This window comes from Streptomyces sp. ISL-12, assembly GCF_018614415.1.
GTDB lineage: Bacteria > Actinomycetota > Actinomycetes > Streptomycetales > Streptomycetaceae > Streptomyces.
Genome location: NZ_JAGGOO010000097.1, coordinates 1 through 17,395, shown reverse-complemented (window position 1 = coordinate 17,395; position 17,395 = coordinate 1). Strand labels below are relative to the sequence as shown.

General features: G+C 72.6%; 15 protein-coding genes and 1 tRNA gene. 9 read left to right on the top strand and 7 right to left on the bottom strand.

The window, feature by feature from the left end:
• Position 1: 1 nt before the first annotated feature.
• The 5 genes from J7I94_RS25330 to J7I94_RS25310 all read right to left on the bottom strand — a co-directional run bounded on the left by J7I94_RS25330 (position 2) and on the right by J7I94_RS25310 (position 6,010).
• A complete protein-coding gene (locus J7I94_RS25330) occupies positions 2-1,474 on the bottom strand; it encodes a penicillin-binding protein 2 (protein ID WP_215170366.1) in 1,473 nt (490 codons plus the stop codon).
• Complete coding sequence (locus J7I94_RS25325) at positions 1,471-2,904, bottom strand: FtsW/RodA/SpoVE family cell cycle protein (RefSeq protein ID WP_215170364.1); 1,434 nt, start codon at positions 2,902-2,904, stop codon at positions 1,471-1,473. Before J7I94_RS25325 ends, J7I94_RS25330 begins: the two co-directional genes overlap by 4 nt.
• A gap of 27 nt (positions 2,905-2,931) precedes the next feature.
• The gene (locus tag J7I94_RS25320; protein WP_215170460.1) at positions 2,932-4,470 is read right to left on the bottom strand and encodes a Stp1/IreP family PP2C-type Ser/Thr phosphatase; all 1,539 of its coding nucleotides are present in this window, start codon (positions 4,468-4,470) and stop codon (positions 2,932-2,934) included.
• A 141-nt stretch (positions 4,471-4,611) separates the two neighbouring features.
• The gene (locus J7I94_RS25315) at positions 4,612-5,124 is read right to left on the bottom strand and encodes an FHA domain-containing protein (RefSeq protein WP_215170362.1); all 513 of its coding nucleotides are present in this window, start codon (positions 5,122-5,124) and stop codon (positions 4,612-4,614) included.
• A gap of 10 nt (positions 5,125-5,134) precedes the next feature.
• Entirely contained in the window at positions 5,135-6,010 is an 876-nt protein-coding gene (locus J7I94_RS25310; RefSeq protein WP_215170360.1) for a DUF3662 and FHA domain-containing protein, read from the bottom strand.
• A gap of 510 nt (positions 6,011-6,520) precedes the next feature.
• On the opposite strand from J7I94_RS25310, the gene J7I94_RS25305 reads away from it, so the two are divergent.
• From J7I94_RS25305 to J7I94_RS25275, 7 genes are all read left to right on the top strand, one after another.
• Positions 6,521-6,607: transfer RNA gene (locus tag J7I94_RS25305), tRNA-Leu, on the top strand.
• Between the two features lie 234 nt (positions 6,608-6,841).
• On the top strand, positions 6,842-8,341 hold the full coding sequence (locus J7I94_RS25300) for a DUF2252 domain-containing protein (RefSeq protein ID WP_215170358.1): 1,500 nt from the start codon (positions 6,842-6,844) through the stop codon (positions 8,339-8,341).
• A gap of 147 nt (positions 8,342-8,488) precedes the next feature.
• On the top strand, positions 8,489-9,331 hold the full coding sequence (locus tag J7I94_RS25295) for a hypothetical protein (protein ID WP_215170356.1): 843 nt from the start codon (positions 8,489-8,491) through the stop codon (positions 9,329-9,331).
• Positions 9,332-9,345: 14 nt separating this feature from the next.
• Positions 9,346-9,675 (top strand): rhodanese-like domain-containing protein, encoded by a 330-nt coding sequence (locus J7I94_RS25290; RefSeq protein WP_215170458.1) that lies wholly within the window; start codon positions 9,346-9,348, stop codon positions 9,673-9,675.
• A 216-nt stretch (positions 9,676-9,891) separates the two neighbouring features.
• Positions 9,892-10,797 carry a DUF5819 family protein gene (locus tag J7I94_RS25285; protein ID WP_215170354.1) on the top strand — a complete coding sequence of 302 codons (906 nt, stop codon included), beginning with the start codon at positions 9,892-9,894 and terminating at the stop codon, positions 10,795-10,797.
• The gene (locus tag J7I94_RS25280; protein ID WP_215170352.1) at positions 10,794-12,026 is read left to right on the top strand and encodes an HTTM domain-containing protein; all 1,233 of its coding nucleotides are present in this window, start codon (positions 10,794-10,796) and stop codon (positions 12,024-12,026) included. The genes J7I94_RS25285 and J7I94_RS25280 overlap by 4 nt, the downstream gene beginning before the upstream one ends.
• A gap of 72 nt (positions 12,027-12,098) precedes the next feature.
• Positions 12,099-12,908: an RNA methyltransferase gene (locus J7I94_RS25275; RefSeq protein ID WP_215170350.1), complete on the top strand. Its 810-nt coding sequence runs from the start codon at positions 12,099-12,101 to the stop codon at positions 12,906-12,908.
• On the opposite strand, the gene paaN is transcribed toward J7I94_RS25275, so the two are convergent.
• The gene (paaN, locus tag J7I94_RS25270) at positions 12,905-14,599 is read right to left on the bottom strand and encodes a phenylacetic acid degradation protein PaaN (RefSeq protein ID WP_215170348.1); all 1,695 of its coding nucleotides are present in this window, start codon (positions 14,597-14,599) and stop codon (positions 12,905-12,907) included. The two genes, J7I94_RS25275 and paaN, sit on opposite strands and share 4 nt — an antisense overlap.
• A gap of 159 nt (positions 14,600-14,758) precedes the next feature.
• On the opposite strand from paaN, the gene J7I94_RS25265 reads away from it, so the two are divergent.
• Together J7I94_RS25265 and J7I94_RS25260 are read left to right on the top strand one after the other, a co-directional pair.
• Positions 14,759-16,300: a 3-hydroxyacyl-CoA dehydrogenase gene (locus J7I94_RS25265; protein WP_215170346.1), complete on the top strand. Its 1,542-nt coding sequence runs from the start codon at positions 14,759-14,761 to the stop codon at positions 16,298-16,300.
• The gene (locus tag J7I94_RS25260; RefSeq protein ID WP_215170344.1) at positions 16,297-16,887 is read left to right on the top strand and encodes a TetR/AcrR family transcriptional regulator; all 591 of its coding nucleotides are present in this window, start codon (positions 16,297-16,299) and stop codon (positions 16,885-16,887) included. Before J7I94_RS25265 ends, J7I94_RS25260 begins: the two co-directional genes overlap by 4 nt.
• Positions 16,888-16,902: 15 nt before the next feature.
• Here the strand turns inward: J7I94_RS25260 and J7I94_RS25255 are convergent, their stop codons facing one another.
• Entirely contained in the window at positions 16,903-17,340 is a 438-nt protein-coding gene (locus J7I94_RS25255) for an Lrp/AsnC family transcriptional regulator (RefSeq protein WP_215170456.1), read from the bottom strand.
• Positions 17,341-17,395 lie beyond the last annotated feature (55 nt).

Here is a 17,395-nt window from a genome sequence, read left to right as displayed (position 1 = left end):
GTCACTTCTTGCTGTCGATGACGGCCTTCATGACGTTCTTCGCGATCGGCGCCGCGAGGCCGCCGCCGGAGATGTCGTCACGGTTGGCGTTCTCGTCCTCGACCACCACGGCGACGGCCACCGGCGAGCTGCCGTCGCTCTGCTTGGCGTAGGAGATGAACCACGCGTACGGATTCTCGCTGTTGTCGACACCGTGCTGGGCGGTACCGGTCTTGCCACCGACGGTGACGCCGTCGATCTGCGCGTTGGTTCCCGTACCGTCCTTGACGACCGTCTCCATGATCGACTGGAGGATCTGGGCGTTGTCCGCGGACAGCGGCTTGCTCATCTCCTTCGGGTCGGTCTTCTCGATGGTGTCGAGGTTGGGGGCCTGCAGCTCGTCGACCATGTACGGCTGCATCAGCGTGCCGTTGTTGGCGATCGCCGAGGTCACCATGGCCATCTGCAGCGGGGTCGCGGCGGTGTTGAACTGGCCGATGGAGGAGAGCGCCACCTGCGAGGGCTCCATGTCGTCGGAGAAGACCGAGGCGCTGGAGCGGACCGGGACGAACTGCTCCTCGGTGAAGCCGAACTTCTTGGCCATCTCCAGCATCTTCTCGTTGCCGAGATCGGAGCCGATCTTGCCGAAGACGGTGTTGCAGGAGACCTTCAGCGCGTTGCGCAGGCTGGCGTTCTTGCAGGGGAGGTCGCCCTCGTTGGGCAGCGGCGTGGTGGTGCCCGGCATGGTCCAGGGCAGTGGCGAGTCGGTCTCTTCGTCGGCGCTCTTGTAGAGGCCGTTCTCCAGGGCCGCCGCGGCGGTGAGCACCTTGAAGGTGGAGCCGGGCGGGTAGACCTCGCGCAGGGCCCGGTTCAGCGTCGGGTCGTCCTCGTTGTTCTCCTTCAGCAGCGACTTCCACGCCTTGGCGTCGGCGTCGCTGCCGCCGGCGAACGACGAGGGGTCGTACGACGGGTAGGAGGCCATCGCCAGGATCTTGCCGGTGGACGGCTCGATGGCGACGACTGCGCCCTTGCCGCCCTGCGCCTTCAGACCGTCGTACGCGGCCTTCTGCGCGGCGGAGCTGAGGGTGGTGACGACGTTGCCGCCCTCCTTCTTCTTCCCCGTGATCATGTCCAGGGTGTTGCGGAAGAAGAGGCGGTCGTCGTTGCCGGTGAGGATGCCGTCGTTGATCGCTTCGAGCTGGGTGGCGCCGTACGCCTGGGAGACGAAGCCGGTGACCGGCGCCCACATGGCGCCGTTCTTGTACGTGCGCTTGTACTCGAAGTCGCCCTCGGTGGTGGCGTGCCCGGTGATGGCCTTGCCGTCGACGATGATGTCGCCGCGCGGGGAGGCGTACCGCTCGATGAGGACGCGGCGGTTCTTGTCGTCGGTCTTGAGCTCGTCGGCCTTGACGTACTGGAGCCAGTTGTCGCGGAGCAGGAGGGTGAGGACCAGGAGGCCGCAGAAGAGCGCGATGCGGCGCAGGGGCTTGTTCACGGTCGGACCACCTGGGTCATCTCGGCGTCGGGGTTGGCGGGGGCGGGGGCCGGACGGCGCGCGGTGTCGCTGATGCGCAGCAGTACGCCGATCAGGGCCCAGTTGGCGATGACGGAGGAGCCGCCGTACGCCAGGAACGGCATCGTCATACCGGTGAGCGGGATGAGGCCCATGACGCCGCCGGCGACGATGAAGACCTGGAGCGCGAAGGCGCCGGAGAGGCCGATGGCCAGCAGCTTGCCGAAGGGGTCGCGGGCGGCGAGGGCGGTGCGCACGCCGCGCTCCACGATGAGCGCGTACAGCAGGAGCAGGGCCATCAGGCCGGCCAGGCCAAGTTCCTCGCCGAAGGTGGCGAGGATGAAGTCGGAGTTGGCGGCGAACCGGATCAGCTCGGAGTGGCCCTGGCCCCAGCCGGTGCCCAGGGTGCCGCCGGAGCCGAACGCCCACAGCGCCTGCATCGCCTGCTCGGAGTGGCCGACGACGCCCTGCTGGGAGAGCGTGTACTCGCGCATCGGGTCGAGCCAGGCGTCCACGCGCTGCTGGATGTGGGGCTCGAAGCTGGCCACGCCGACGGCGCCGACCGCGGACATCAGCAGACCGAAGACGATCCAGCTGGTCCGCTCGGTGGCGACGTACAGCATGATCACGAACATGCCGAAGAACAGCAGCGACGTACCGAGGTCGGTCTCGAAGACCAGGATGAGGATCGAGACGATCCAGACGACCAGGATCGGGCCGAGGTCGCGGCCGCGGGGCAGGTAGATGCCCATGAAGCGGCGGCTGGCCAGGGCGAGGGCGTCGCGCTTCACCATCAGGTAGCCGGCGAAGAAGATCGCCAGGACGATCTTGGCGAACTCACCGGGCTGGATGGAGAAGCTGCCGACCTTGATCCAGATCTTGGCGCCGTAGATGTTCTGGCCGAGGCCCGGCACCAGCGGCAGCAGCAGCAGGATCAGCGCGCCGACCATGGAGATGTAGGTGTAGCGCTGCAGGACGCGGTGGTCCTTGAGGAAGATCAGGACCGCGAGGAAGAGGGCGATGCCCATCGCGGTGTACATCAGCTGCCGGGGCGCGGCGGTGCCGGCCTGCTCGATGGACTGCAGCAGGTCGGACTGGTCCAGGCGCCAGATGGCGACGAGTCCCAGGCCGTTGAGGAGCGTGGCCAGGGGCAGCAGCAGGGGGTCCGCGTACGGGGCGAACTTGCGCACCACCAGGTGGCCCACGGCGGCCAGCAGGCCGAGGCCCAGGCCGTAGCTCAGCAGCCCGGCGGGGACCTCGTCGTTGATGGCGAGGCCCACGTTGGCGTAGGCGAAGACCGGGATGACCACGGCGAAGACCAGCAGCGCCAGCTCGGTGTTGCGCCGGCTCGGCGCTCCGATGGCGCCGATCGTGGACGTGTGGTGCGTCGGCGAGTTGGAAGTACTGCTCATCGTGTGACAGGGCCTCTCACGGCTTGCCTACTGCTCACCGCACCGCGAGACGACCTTCTGCTCTTCCTCCGAGAGGGTGGGGCCGGCATCGGGGGTGGGTGCGGTGGTGGACGGGGACGGATCGGGCGTCTCGGCGGTCCCGGACGAGGCCGACGCGGTGGGCGTCGGGCTCGCCTTGGACGTGAGGGAGACAGGGTCGGTTCCGGTGCCCCCGGCCTCGCCCTCGCCCGTCTTCGCGTTGCTCTCGTTCTGCGTGGTGCGCCGTTCGGCCTGCTTCTGGCAGGCGGAGGCCTGTACGGCCAGTTCGTCGATCTTCCGCCGGGCGTCGCTGAGGTCGCCCTCGGCGATGGTCTCCTCGACCGACTTCAGCTGGTACGGCGGCAGGTACTTGAGTTCGATCTCGGGGTGGTCCTTCTCCACCTTCGACAGCGACACCCAGGCCAGGTCCTGGCTGATGCCCCGGTAGAGGGCGACGTGGTCGTCGTTGGTGCCCACGTAGTACTGGGTCTGGGTCCAGCGGTAGCCGCCGTAGAGTCCGCCGCCGATGACGGCGAGGGCGAGGACGGAGTAGAAGGATCTCTTCAGCCAGCGGCGGTTCTTGCGCGGCTTGGTGAAGTCGTCGTCGCCGTAGTCGAGGCCGTCGGCGGGGATGTAGCCGGTGGTGTCGCCGCTGCCGGGCGGGCCGAACTCGCCGCCGCCCCCGGCTCCTCGGCGGCCGAGCCCGGAGGCCCGTCCCGCCGGGGTCTGCATGATGCCGTTGTCGCCGAACTGCGCCTGGTTCTCGGCGACGGCGCCGACCACGACCGGGGTGTCGGAGAGCTGCCCGGAGAGGGTGTCGCCGGTGTCCAGGTCGAGGACGTCGGCGATGATCACGGTGATGTTGTCGGGGCCGCCGCCGCGCAGGGCGAGCTGGATCAGCTCCTGCACGGTCTCCTGGGGGCCCTGGTAGCTGGCGAGGGTGTCCTCCATCGTCTGGTGGGAGACGACGCCGGAGAGTCCGTCGGAGCAGATCAGGTAGCGGTCGCCGGCCCGCACCTCGCGGATGGACAGGTCGGGTTCGACGTGGTCGCCGCTGCCCAGCGCGCGCATCAGCAGGGAGCGCTGGGGGTGCGTCCCGGCCTCCTCCTCGGTGATGCGGCCCTCGTCGACGAGGCGCTGCACCCAGGTGTGGTCCTGGGTGATCTGGGTCAGGACGCCGTCCCGCAGGAGGTAGGCGCGGGAGTCGCCGACGTGCACCATGCCGAGCCGCTGGCCCGTCCACAGCAGGGCGGTCAGCGTGGTGCCCATGCCTTCGAGGCTGGGGTCCTCCTCGACCATCTGCCGCAGCTGGTCGTTGGCGCGCTGCACGGCGGTGCCGAGCGAGGTGAGGATGTCGGAGCCGGGCACGTCGTCGTCGAGGGCGACGATGGTGGAGATCACCTCGGAGGAGGCGACCTCGCCGGCGGCCTGGCCGCCCATGCCGTCGGCGATGGCGAGCAGGCGCGGCCCGGCGTAACCGGAGTCCTCGTTGCCCTCCCGGATCATGCCCTTGTGCGATCCGGCGGCGAAGCGCAGTGACAGACTCATGCGCACCTCGCCCGTCGGCTCCGGGTACAGCCGGTCGTGTCGAGCCACACTGCCCACCCTCCGGTCGGGAGCGCGCCGGGGCCCGGGGTGCCGGCCGCCGCCGCGTGCTCGCTCCGCTCGCGCTCATTCATTGGTGTAGCACTACTTCCGCAGCTCGATGACGGTCTTGCCGATGCGGATCGGCGCGCCCGGTGCGATGGGCGTGGGCGTCGTCAGCCGGGATCTGTCCAGGTACGTGCCGTTGGTGGAGCCGAGGTCCTCGACGATCCACTGGCCGTCGCGGTCCGGGTAGATCCTGGCATGGCGGCTGGAGGCGTAGTCGTCGTCCAGCACGATCGTCGAGTCGTGTGCCCGGCCGAGCGTGATGGTCTGGCCCTGGAGGGCCACGGTGGTGCCCGCGAGGGTGCCCTCGGTCACCACCAGTTTGGTGGGAGCGTTGCGGCGGCCGCGGCCGCCGCTCGGCTGCTGGCGCTGCGGTGCGGGCGCCTGTCGTGCGGCCTGCTGCCGGTCCCGCCCGGCGTCCCGGCGCGACCCGCGCTGGGTGACGCGCGTACCGAACAGGTCGCTGCGGATGACCTGCACGGCCACGATCACGAACAGCCACAGTACGGCGAGAAAACCCAGCCGCATGACCGTGAGGGTCAGCTCTGACATTGCCCCCGGATCACCCTTCGGCTTGCCTGTAGATAACGGTGGTACTGCCCACGACGATCCGCGAGCCGTCGCGGAGCGTAGCGCGGGTGGTGTGCTGCCCGTCCACCACGATGCCGTTGGTGGAGCCGAGATCCTGGATCACCGAGGGCGTTCCGGTCCGGATCTCGCAGTGCCGCCGGCTCACGCCGGGGTCGTCGATCCGCACGTCGGCCTCGGTGCTGCGGCCCAGCACGAGCGTCGCGCGGGAGATCTGGTGGCGGGCACCGTTGATCTCGATCCAGTGGCGGGTGCGTCCGCCGGGTGCGGGGGCGGGCGCCGGTGCGGCCGGTGGCCGCGGGGCGCTCGCGGGCGGCGGGTAGCCGTAGCCCCCGCCCGCGCCGCGGGCGCCGGGCGGCGGCGCGGCCGGCATCGGCGGGGCCGGTGCCGCGGCGGGCGGGTAGCCGTAGCCGCCGGGGCGGCCGGCCGGGGGTGCGGGGGGTGCGGCGGGGGCGGCGCCCGGTGCCTGCGAGGTGGAGGAGGCGAGGGTGCGGCTGCGGACCCGGTACAGGCCGGTGTCGAGGTCGTCCGCCTTCTCCAGGTTGACCTTGATCGGTCCCATGAAGGTGTAGCGCTGCTGCTTGGCGTAGTCGCGCACCATTCCGGCCAGTTCGTCGCCGAGCTGGCCGGAGTAGGGGCTGAGGCGCTCGAAGTCGGGCGTGCTCAGCTCCACGATGAAGTCATTGGGGACGACCGTGCGGTCGCGGTTCCAGATGGTCGCGTTGTTGTCGCACTCGCGCTGCAGCGCGCCCGCGATCTCCACGGGCTGTACCTCGGACTTGAAGACCTTCGCGAAGGTGCCGTTGACCAGACCTTCGAGACGCTGCTCGAACTTCTTCAGGACTCCCATGGGGCACCTCCTCCGTCGCTGCCGTCCTGTTCACTGCCCTGCGTGCTGCTGCCTTGCGTACTGCTGCCCTGCGTACTGCCTGCTCGCGTACCGCTTACCTGCGTACTGCCTACCTGGTACTGCTTACTGATCGTATCCACGCGCGGGTCGATCGGCTGGTTCCCCCTTGCGGCCCGGTCGAAGGGTGTCGACTGCCTCTCGGAGTTCCCGCTGGAGCTCCTCTTCGAACGCCGCGGGACGCGCTGTCGCGCGTACTCCTGCCCAGGATCGTAGAGCCGCTCGACGACCAGTGTCCCGCACCGGGCTGTGGACCCGGCCCGCGCACGGGGGGACGGGCCGGACCGGTACGAGGTTGATACGTGAACGGCTTCCCACCGGGACGTGCCCCGGGGGTGGCGCCGGGGGCGGGAAAGGGATGTGAATCCACCCCGGCCAGCGTGCTAATGTTCTGCATGTCGGAAGGCGCCGGGCCGCGGGAAACGGGGCAAGGAGCCGGAGGACACACCCAATGCGCGGGTGGCGGAATAGGCAGACGCGCTGGATTCAGGTTCCAGTGCCCGCAAGGGCGTGGGGGTTCAACTCCCCCCTCGCGCACCAGACGGAAGCCCCGTAGGTCTCGGACCTACGGGGCTTCCGCGTTGTGCGTTCCCGTGTGTTTCCCGGGCGTTCCGCTCCTGCTGTGAGGAAGGTCTCAGTGCTCCGGCGCCGGCCGGGCGGGGCGGGGCGGGGGGTAGCTTCGAGGCGCGTCGCCGGCGGTGTGCGGGCGGTGCGCCGGCGTGCGCTGGAGCAGGGTGTACGGGCCGTGACGTACGGGCAAGGGGAGGCGACCGGATGACCGGGCTGTCGGCCGGGACGGGTGGGGAACGGATACCGGTCGTGCCGGTCGTGCCCGGGGAACGGATACCGGTCGTGCCCGGGTTCGCCCGGTGGTCCGGGGGCGGTTCCTGGGCCGGGAGCGGGGCCGGGGCCGGTTCCTGGGGCGGTGCCGCGAAGGCCGAGGGGAAGGCGCTGCGGCGGATCGTGCCGCGGTCCGCGCACGCGACGCTCGACCTGGACGCCGGGCGTCCCGGCGCGGTGCGGGCCGTCGAGGAGTCCAGCCGGGGCCGGATACCGGAACTGACCCCGATACGGGTGGGGCGCATGGCGGCCACCCCCTTCGCGTTCCTGCGCGGCGCGGCCGGTCTGATGGCCCACGACCTGGCGCGGACGCCGATGACCCGGATCCTGGCGCAGATCTGCGGAGACGCGCACGCGGCCAACTTCGGCCTGTACGGCGATGCCCGGGGCGGGCTGGTCATCGACCTGAACGACTTCGACGAGACGGTCCACGGTCCCTGGGAGTGGGACCTGAAGCGGCTGGCGGCGTCGCTGGTGCTGGCGGGCCGGGAGACCGGGGCCGACGAGGACACCTGTCGGCGGGCCGCGTGGGACGCGGCGGGCGCCTACCGGCGCACGATGCGGCTGCTGGCCCGGCTGCCGGTGCTGGACGCCTGGAACGCCATCGCCGACGAGGCGCTGGTCTCCCACACCGACGCCCACGATCTGCTGGGCACGCTGGAGCGGGTCGCGGAGAAGGCGCGGAACAACACCAGCGGGCGGTTCGCGGCCCGGTCGACCGAGTCGACGGAGGACGGCGGGCGGCGGTTCGTGGACGCCCCGCCGGTGCTGCGGCGGGTGCCGGACGCGGAGGCGGCGATGGTGGCGGCGGCGCTGGAGGAGTACCTGACGACGCTGCCGGAGGACCGGCTTCCGCTGCTGGCCCGGTACGCGGTGCACGACGTGGCGTTCCGGGTGGTCGGCACGGGCAGTGTCGGAACCCGGTCGTACGTGGTGCTGCTCCTCGACCACCGGGGCGAGCCGCTGGTGCTCCAGGTGAAGGAGGCCCGGCCGTCGGCGCTGGTGCCGCATCTGGCGGCGGCCGGCTTCGAGGTGCCCGGGGCGGGGCAGCCGGGGCTTCACGAGGGGCGGCGGGTGGTGCTGGGGCAGAAGCGGATGCAGGTCGTCAGCGACATCCTGCTGGGCTGGACCACGGTGGACGGACGGCCGTTCCAGGTACGGCAGTTCCGCAACCGCAAGGGCAGCGTGGACGCGACCGCGCTCGCCGCCGACCAGGTCGACGACTACGCGCGGATGACCGGCGCGCTGCTGGCCCGCGCCCACGCGCACAGCGCCGACCCGCGCCGGGTGGCCGGGTACTGCGGCAAGAACGAGGAGCTGGACGAGGCGGTGGCCGCGTTCGCCGTCGCCTACGCCGACCGCACGGAGGCGGACCACGCGGAGCTGGTGGCGGCGGTGCGGGCGGGACGGGTCGCGGCCGAGCTGGGGGTGTGAGAGCCGTGGCGGGACGGCCGCGTACAGGGGCGGGCCCCGGTCGGCCGGGGCTGGGGGTGTGCGGGTGCGGCCCCCCCTGGCCGGTCGGAGCAGGGGGTGTGTGGGTGCGGCCCCCGGCCGGTCGGAGGCAGGGCCTAGGGTGGGCGTGTGACGACCCCGGAAGCTGAGCAAAGCGGTGCCGCGCGGCCCGAGGAACGGCTGGAGAAGGCCGTACGGGCCGCCGAGCAGGCGCTCATCGAGTACGAGATCGCGGTGGAGACCTTCCGGGTGGAGGTCGACAACTTCTCCCGGCTGCACCACCAGCGGCTCGGCCCGGTCTACGCCCGCCTGGACGAGCTGGAGGCGCGGATCCTGGAGGCGAAGGCCGCGCGCAGCGGTGACGCGGAGGACCAGCGGCTCGCCGACGAGGCGCGGGCCCGGCTGATGCCGCTGCCGGGGGTCGAGGAGCTGCTGCACGGCTGGATGGACGGGGACGGGCTGTTCCCGGAGGCCACGGCGATGCTCACCGGGCAGGAGGTACGGCCCCCGCAGCGGGTGCGGCCCAGCGAGGAGGCCCGCAAGCTCTACCGCGAGCTGGCCCGCCGGGCCCACCCCGACCTGGCGCAGGAGGAGGGCGAGCGGGCGCGGCGCGAGGAGTTCATCACCCGGGTCAACGCCGCCTACGCCCGCGGCGACGCCGCCGAGCTGCGGCGGCTGGCCGAGGAGTGGGACGCCGGGCCGCAGCAGGAGCGGGGGCCGAGCCTCGCCGAGGAGCTGTACGCCCGGCTGGAGTGGCTGGCCGAGCGCAAGGAACTGCTCACGCGGGTCGCGAACGAGCTGGAGCAGAGTGCGATCGGCGGGATGCTGCGGCTGGCCCCGGACGATCCCGACAAGCTGCTGGAGGAGATCGCCGAGCAGCTGACGGCGCAGGTGGCCGAGCGGGAGGCGGAGCTGGCCGCGCTGCTGGGGCAGGCCGCGCCGGACACGGGTTCCGGTAGCGTCGGAGCATGAGTTTCGGAGCTGGTGTGCCCACGGTCGAGGTCACGGACCTGAAGGACGACGACTTCCTGCTGGACGTCCGCGAGGACGACGAGTGGCGGGCGGGTCACGCCGAAGGGGCGCTGCACATCCCGATCAGCGAGTTCGTCGCCCGGTACGGGGAGCTGGCCGAGGCAGCGCCCGAGGGCGGGCGGGTCCATGTGATCTGCCGGTCCGGCGGGCGGTCGGCGCAGGTCACCATGTATCTGGCGCAGCAGGGCATCGACGCGGTGAACGTCGACGGCGGCATGCAGGTGTGGGCCGCGGCGGGCCGTCCGGTGGTGACGGACTCGGGCGAGCCGGGGCACGTGATCTGAGGGCGGCCCTCCTGCTCCGGGTCGGGTGCGGGGTGGCTTCCGGGTTCGTTCCGGGTCGGGTGCGGGGTGGCTTCCGGGTTCGTTCCGGGTCGGCCGCGGGTCGGCTTGCGGGTCCGTACGGCTGCGGGGTGCGCGTCCCGCTGAGTACCGTTCGCGTGCGCGTCCCGCCGAGCGGGGCGCGCGACGACGGACGCCGGATGCGGGAGCGGGGGCTGGATGGACGCGTACGACACGGGGCCCGACGCCCGGCACGGGCCGGCCGGCGGCGACGGTGCCCGGACCGGCGACGGTGCCAGGACCGGCGACGGCGTCCGTACTGGGGACGGCGTCCGTACTGGGGACGGCGTCCGTACTGGGGACGGCGTCCGTACTGGGGACGGCGTCCGTACTGGGGACGGCGTCCGGACCGGGGACGGCGTCCGGACCGGGGACGGCGTCCGGACCGGGGACGCTGTCCGGACCGGGGACGCTGTCCGGACCGGGGTCGCCGCGCTCTCGCCGCGCTACCAGGTCGGCGCGGCCCTCGCGCTGGCGGTCGTCGCCGCCGTGGTCTCGGTCCACCTCGGCATGACGTTCCTGCACGTGGCCCCGTCCAACACGGTCACCAAGCAGCACGGCGAGGCGATCGAGGAGTGGATCTACCCGGAGTTCGAGCAGAACTGGAAGCTGTTCGCGCCCAACCCGCTCCAGCAGAACATCTCCGTCCAGGTCCGCGCCGAGCTGAGCACGGCGGACGGCGGGGTCCGCAGCACCGGCTGGTACGACCTGTCCGCGGCGGACGGCCGGGCCATCGACGGCAACCCGCTGCCGAGCCACACCCAGCAGAACGAGCTGCGCCGCGCCTGGGACTTCTACGTCGCCACCCATGACTCCGACGACCGCCCGGTGGGGCTGCGCGGGGCGCTGTCCGAGACGTATCTGCGGCGCATCGCCGTGCTGCGCCTGGACCGGGCGGGCGCGGCCCGGCCGGGCGATGTCCTGGACCTGGTCCAGTACCGCTCCCTGACCCGCGCGGTGCCGCCGCCGGACTGGAGCGGCGAGCAGGTCTCCGACCGGGCCGAGCGGCGTGAACTGCCCTGGTGGCGGGTGCCCCGCAGCGAGTCGGAAGGGGGCGTGGCGTGAACCGCGTCGCCCTGTCGGTCTCCCGGGGTATCGCCCGGGTCACGGAGGCCGCCCTCGGCCCGTACCAGACGGCGGTGATCCGGATCGGGTTCGGCGCCACCTGGCTGCTGTTCCTGCTGCGGGAGGTCCCGCACCGCCATGAGCTGTACGGGCCCGACGGGCCGTGGAGCTGGGACCTCGCCCGGCAGCTGACCGCGGACAACGGCGCGTTCACGGCGCTGATGTGGTCCGACGGCCGGCTGTGGTTCGAGGTGGTCTACGGGCTGTCGGTGCTGGCGAGCGTCCTGTTGGTGCTGGGGTGGCGGACCCGGACCGTGTCGGTGCTGTTCATGGCCGGGGTGCTGTCGCTGCAGAACCGCAGCGTCTTCGTCGGTGACGGCGGCGACAACGTGCTGCACCTGATGAGCGTCTACCTCGTCTTCACGCGCTGCGGGCAGGTGTGGTCGCTGGACGCGCGCCGGGCGCGGCGGGCGGCGGAGGCGCGGGCGCGCGGTGAGCGGGCCGCGGACCGGACCGGGGTGGTGCTGTGGGGCGGGCTCGGGCTGGTGCTGGCCGTGGTGACGCCGGCGGGCCGGTTCGGCGGTGCCGAGTGGCTGGTGCCGGCGCTGCTGTGGGGCGTGTGGCTGGGCCAGGCGCTGTGGTGGGCCGTGGGGCGGTGGGCGACCGGCGGTGAGCCGCGCATCCTGCTCGACGTGATCGCCAACATCGTGCACAACGGGGCGCTTCTGGTGATCATGGCGGAGGCGTGTCTGATCTACGCGACCGCCGGCTGGTACAAGGTGCAGGGCTCGCGCTGGCAGGACGGCACCGCCGTCTACTACCCCCTGCAACTGGAGTACTTCTCGCCCTGGCCGCAGCTCGCCGGCCCGCTGGCGGCCAGCGGCACCCTGGTGATGCTCATCACCTACGGAACGGTCATCGTGCAGGTCGCGTTCCCGTTCACGCTGTTCAACCGGCGGGTCAAGAACGTGCTGCTGGCCGCCATGATGGTTGAGCACGCGGTGATCGCCGTGGTGCTCGGGCTGCCGTTCTTCTCCCTGGCGATGATCGTGACCGACGCGGTGTTCCTGCCGACGGCGTTCCTGCGGCGGCTGGGCGGGGTGGCGGCGCGGACGCGGGTGCGGGCGCGGGGGCGGCTCGGGCGGCTGGTGCGGCGCCGGGGCGGGACGGCCGTGGTGCCGGCCCAGCGCGTCCCGGAGGACGCCGGACCGACGCGCGTGGGCACGTAGGCCGCGGTGGCGCAGGTGCGTGGGCGTGTAGGCCGCGGTGGCGCAGGCGCGTGGGCACATAGGCTTCGGCGCATGTCCGACCCGACCGACCCGACCGACCCGACCGACCCGACCGACCCGACAGCCCCGACGACCGGCCCGACCGACCCCCTGCGTGCCTGGCGCCGTCTCGCCGGCGGCTGTGTCCTGCTCGACGGCTTCCACGCCCTCAAGCACGCGCTGCGCTTCGGAGCGGACGTCCCGATGGCGGTCACCGCCGACCGGGAAGCGGCGCTCGCGCTCGCCGACGAGCTGGCCCCGGACGTACGGGAGCGGCTGGCCGGCCTGCTCGCCGAGGTCACGCCGGCGGCGTACGCCTCGCTCGTGCCGCGTCCGCACCCCACCGCCGTGGCCGCCCTGGCGGTACGTCCCGCGCGGGAGGCGGCCCTGCGGCGGCTGGCGCACACCCCGCGCACGGCGCCCGTCGTGGTCCTCGACAACCCCCGCAACCTCGGCAACGCGGGGGCGGTGATCCGGCTGGCCGCCGGGTTCGGCGCGACCGGCGTGGTCACCACGGGCACCCTCGACCCCTGGCACCCCACCGTGGTGCGCGGCGGGGCGGGGCTGCACTTCGCGACCGTCGTGGAGCGGCTGGCCGTACCCGACCTGCCACCGGGCCCGGTGTTCGCGCTGGACCCGGAGGGCGAGGACATCCGCGGGCTGAAGCTCCCCGACGACGCGCTGCTCGCCTTCGGGTCCGAACGCAGCGGTCTCTCCGGCGAGTTGCGGGCACGGGCCGATCACCTGGTGGCGCTGCCGATGCGCCCCCAGGTCTCCAGCTACAACCTCGCGACCAGCGTGGCGATGACGCTGTACCACTGGAGCGCGGGGCAGGTGTCCTAGGACGGCCGGCGCACCTCGATGACCCGGAAGCGGTTCGCGACGAACGCGCCGTCCGTGAGGGCCGCGTTGGCCGCCGGGTTGCCGCCCGAGCCGTGGAAGTCGGAGAAGGCGGCCGTCTGGTTGACGTACACCCCGCCGGTGAGGTTGAGGGAGAGCTGCGCGGCCTCCTCCAGGCAGACCTCCTCGACGGTCCGTTCGACCTCGGGGTCGGTGGTGTAGGCGCCGACGGTCATGGCGCCCTTCTCCCGGATGCCCCGGCGCAGCAGTTCGGTGGCCTCGGCCGCCGAGTCGACGGCTACCGCGAAGGAGACCGGGCCGAAGCACTCGCTCAGGTACGCCGCTTCGTCCCAGTGCTTGCGCGCGCCGTCCAGCTTGACGATCACCGGGGTGCGGACGACCGCGTCGGGGAAGTCGGGGTGGGGCACCGCGCGGGAGACGAGGGCGACTTCGCCGAGCCCGGCGGCGGCCTCCAGGCGGGCCTTGACGTCCGGGTTGACGATCGCGCCGAGCAGCGCGTTCGCCCGCGCGTCGTCGCCGAGGAGGCCGTCGACGGCGGCGGCGAGGTCGGCGGTCACCTCGTCGTAGGACTTGGGGCCCTGGTCGGTGCGGATGCCGTCGCGGGGGATCAGCAGGTTCTGCGGGGTGGTGCACATCTGCCCGCTGTAGAGGGAGAGGGAGAAGGCGAGGTTGGCGAGCATGCCCCGGTAGTCGTCGGTGGACTCGACGACGACCGTGTTGACGCCGGCCTTCTCGGTGAAGACCTGGGCCTGGCGGGCGTGGGTCTCCAGCCAGTCGCCGAAGGCGGTGGAGCCGGTGTAGTCGATGATCCGGATCTCGGGGCGGGTGGCGAGGGTCTTGGCCAGGCCCTCGCCGGGGGCCTCGGCGGCCAGCGCGACCAGGTTCGCGTCGAAGCCCGCCCCGGTGAGCACCTCGCGGGCGGCGGCCACGGTGAGGGCGAGCGGCAGCACCGCGCGCGGATGCGGTTTGACGAGGACCGCGTTGCCGGTGGCGAGGGAGGCGAACAGGCCCGGATAGCCGTTCCACGTAGGGAAGGTGTTGCAGCCGATGACCAGGCCGATGCCGCGCGGGACGGCGGTGAAGCTCTTGGTGAGCGTCAGCGGGTCGCGCTTGCCCTGGGGCTTGGTCCACTCCGCGGCGGCGGGCACGCGGGTCTGCTCCGCGTAGGCGTACGCCACCGCCTCCAGGCCGCGGTCCTGCGCGTGCGGGCCGCCCGCCTGGAACGCCATCAGGTACGCCTGGCCGGAGGTGTGCATCACCGCGTGCGCGAACTCGTGGGACCGGTCGCTGATCCGCTTGAGGATCTCCAGGCAGACCGCGGCGCGCGCTCCGGCGCCGGCGTCCCGCCAGGCCGCCTGTCCGGCCGTCATGGCGGGCAGCAGTACGTCGATGTCGGCGTGCGGGTAGGTGACGCCCAGCTCGATGCCGTACGGGGAGACCTCGCCGCCCACCCAGGCGTCGGTGCCGGGCTGGCCGAGGTCGAGGCGGGTGCCGAGCAGGGCGTCGAAGGCGGCCTTGCCCGCCGCCGGGTCGAGGCTGCCGTTCTCCCCGTACGCCTTGGGGTGCTCGGGGTGCGGGGACCAGTACGCGCGCGTGCGGATCGCTTCCAGGGCCTGGTCGAGGGTGGGCCGGTGCCTGGCGATCAGGGTCTGAGCGTCGAGTTCGGCGGGCATGCGGGACCAACTCCTCGTTCTGCGGGCTCCTCGTCGAGTCCGCGGCCTGGGCGAAACCTGGGCGGGAACAGCCGGACAGGGCTAGAGTAACCGAACGATCGGTCGGGACAAGGGGGTCCGCCGCATCTGTGGACAACCGCGTGCGGGAGGATCGCGCCCATGACAGCACTCGACCTCGACAGCCCCGTGGCCGTCGTCGGCGCCGGCACCATGGGCCAGGGCATCGCCCAGGTCGCACTGGTGGCGGGCCATCCCGTACGGCTGTACGACACCGTTTCCGGGCGGGCCCGGGAGGCGGCCGGCGCGATCGGCGCCCGGCTCGACCGGCTGGTGGAGAAAGAGCGGCTCACGGTGGGTGAGCGGGACGCGGCCCGCAGCCGGCTGGAGGCCGTCGAGGACCTGGCCGGGCTGGCCGGCTGCGCGCTGGTGGCGGAAGCGGTGGTGGAGCGGCTGGAGGTCAAGCAGGAGCTGCTGCGCGCCCTGGAGGACGTCGTCGGCGACGACTGCCTGCTCGCCACCAACACCTCCTCCCTGTCCGTCACCGCCATCGGCGGCGCCCTGCGGGTGCCGGGCCGTCTCGTCGGCCTGCACTTCTTCAACCCGGCGCCGCTGCTGCCGCTGGTGGAGGTGGTCTCCGGGTCCGCCACCGACGTCCTGTCCGCCACGCGCGCGTACGACACCGCCCGCGCCTGGGGCAAGACGCCGGTCGCCTGTGCCGACACCCCGGGCTTCCTCGTCAACCGGATCGCCCGGCCCTTCTACGCCGAGGCGTTCGCCGTGTACGAGTCGCGGGGCGCCGATCCGGCCACCGTCGACGCGGTGCTGCGCGAGTGCGGCGGCTTCCGGATGGGCGCCTTCGAGCTGACCGACCTGATCGGGCAGGACGTCAACGAGTCCGTCACGCACTCCGTGTGGCGGTCCTTCTTCCAGGACGCGCGCTTCGCCCCGTCGCTCGCCCAGCGCCGCCTGGTCGAGTCCGGCCGCCTGGGCCGCAAGAGCGGACAGGGCTGGTACGACTACCGGGACGGCGCCGAGCGGTCCGAGCCGCACACCGCCGCACCGGCCGGCCCGCCCCCGTACCTCGTCGTGCACGGTGACCTGGGCGGTCCGGCCGCCGAGCTGGTCGCGATGATCCGCGAGGCGGGCATCGAGGTGCGGGAGGCGGGCACCGAGGTGCGGGAGGGCGGGGAGTCGGGCGGCGCGCGGTTGGTCCTGCCCGGCGGCGGTGACCTGTGCCTCGCCGACGGACGGACCTGCGCGGAGTCCGGCGACGCCGTCCGCTTCGATCTCGCCCTCGACTACCGCCGGGCCACCCGGGTCGCCCTCTCCGTCGGCCAGGGCACCCGGCCCGGAACCCTTCGGGAGGCCACCGGCCTCTTCCAGGCCCTCGGCAAGAAGGTCAGCGTCATCGGGGACGTCCCCGGCATGATCGTCGCGCGGACCGTGGCACGGATCATCGACCTCGCCCACGAGGCGGTCGCGCAGGGCGTGGCCACCGCGGAGGACGTCGACACGGCCATGCGGCTGGGCGTCAACTACCCCGCCGGGCCCTTCGCGTGGGAGCGCTCGCTCGGCCCGCGCTGGGCGTACGACCTGCTCTCCGCCCTGCACCGGCGCGACCCCTCCGGCCGCTGCGCGCCGTCCCTGGCGCTGTACCTGCACGCCCACGCCTCCGACCAGCGGGAGGACCGCCCCTCATGACCACCGCCAAGCGCGACACGTACACCCCGGAAAGCCTGCTCTCCGTCGCGGTGCGGGTCTTCAACGACCGCGGTTACGACGGCACCTCCATGGAGCACCTGTCCAAGGCGGCCGGCATCTCCAAGTCGTCGATCTACCACCACGTCTCCGGCAAGGAGGAGCTGCTGCGCCGGGCGGTCAGCCGGGCCCTGGACGGTCTCTTCGGCATCCTCGACGAGGAGCACGCGCGCGTGGGGCCCGCCGCCGGGCGGCTGGAGCACGTCGTACGGCGCATGGTCGAGGTGCTCATAGCCGAGCTGCCCTACGTGACGCTGCTGCTGCGGGTGCGCGGCAACACCGCCACCGAGCGGTGGGCGCTGGAGCGGCGGCGCGACTTCGACCACCGGGTCGCCGAGCTGCTGAAGGCGGCGGCGGCCGAGGGGGACATACGGGACGACCTGGACGGACGGCTGGCGACCCGGCTGGTCTTCGGGATGATCAACTCGATCGTCGAGTGGTACCGGCCCGACGGGCGGGGCGCGGGCGAGCGCGAGGTCGCCGACGCGGTGGTGCGGCTGGTGTTCGGGGGGCTGCGGGAGGTGCGGTGACCGCCGGGCGCCGGGTCAGGGGCGGGGCTCCAGGTCCTGTTCCTCGAAGACCAGCAGGGTGCGGGTGCTGAGCACCTGGGGGATCGCCTGGATACGGGTCAGGACCAGCTCGCGCAGGGCCCTGTTGTCGGGTGTGTGCACCAGCAGCAGGACGTCGAAGTCGCCGCCCACCAGGGCGATGTGGGCGGCCCCGGGCAGCTCGCGGAGCTGTTCGCGCACCGTGCGCCAGGTGTTCTGCACGATCTTCAGGGTGATGTACGCCGATGTGCCCTGACCGGCGCGTTCGTGGTCGACGCGGGCGCTGAAGCCGCGGATGACGCCGTCCTCGACGAGCCGGTTGATCCGCGCGTAGGCGTTGGCCCGCGAGACGTGGACCCGCTCGGCGACCGACCGTATCGAGGCGCGGCCGTCGGCCTGGAGGATGCGCAGGATGTCCTGGTCGATGGCGTCCAGGGGGCGTGGGGGCGGCGGGGCGGGGTCGCGGGTGGGGGTGGCTGTGGTGCTGGTG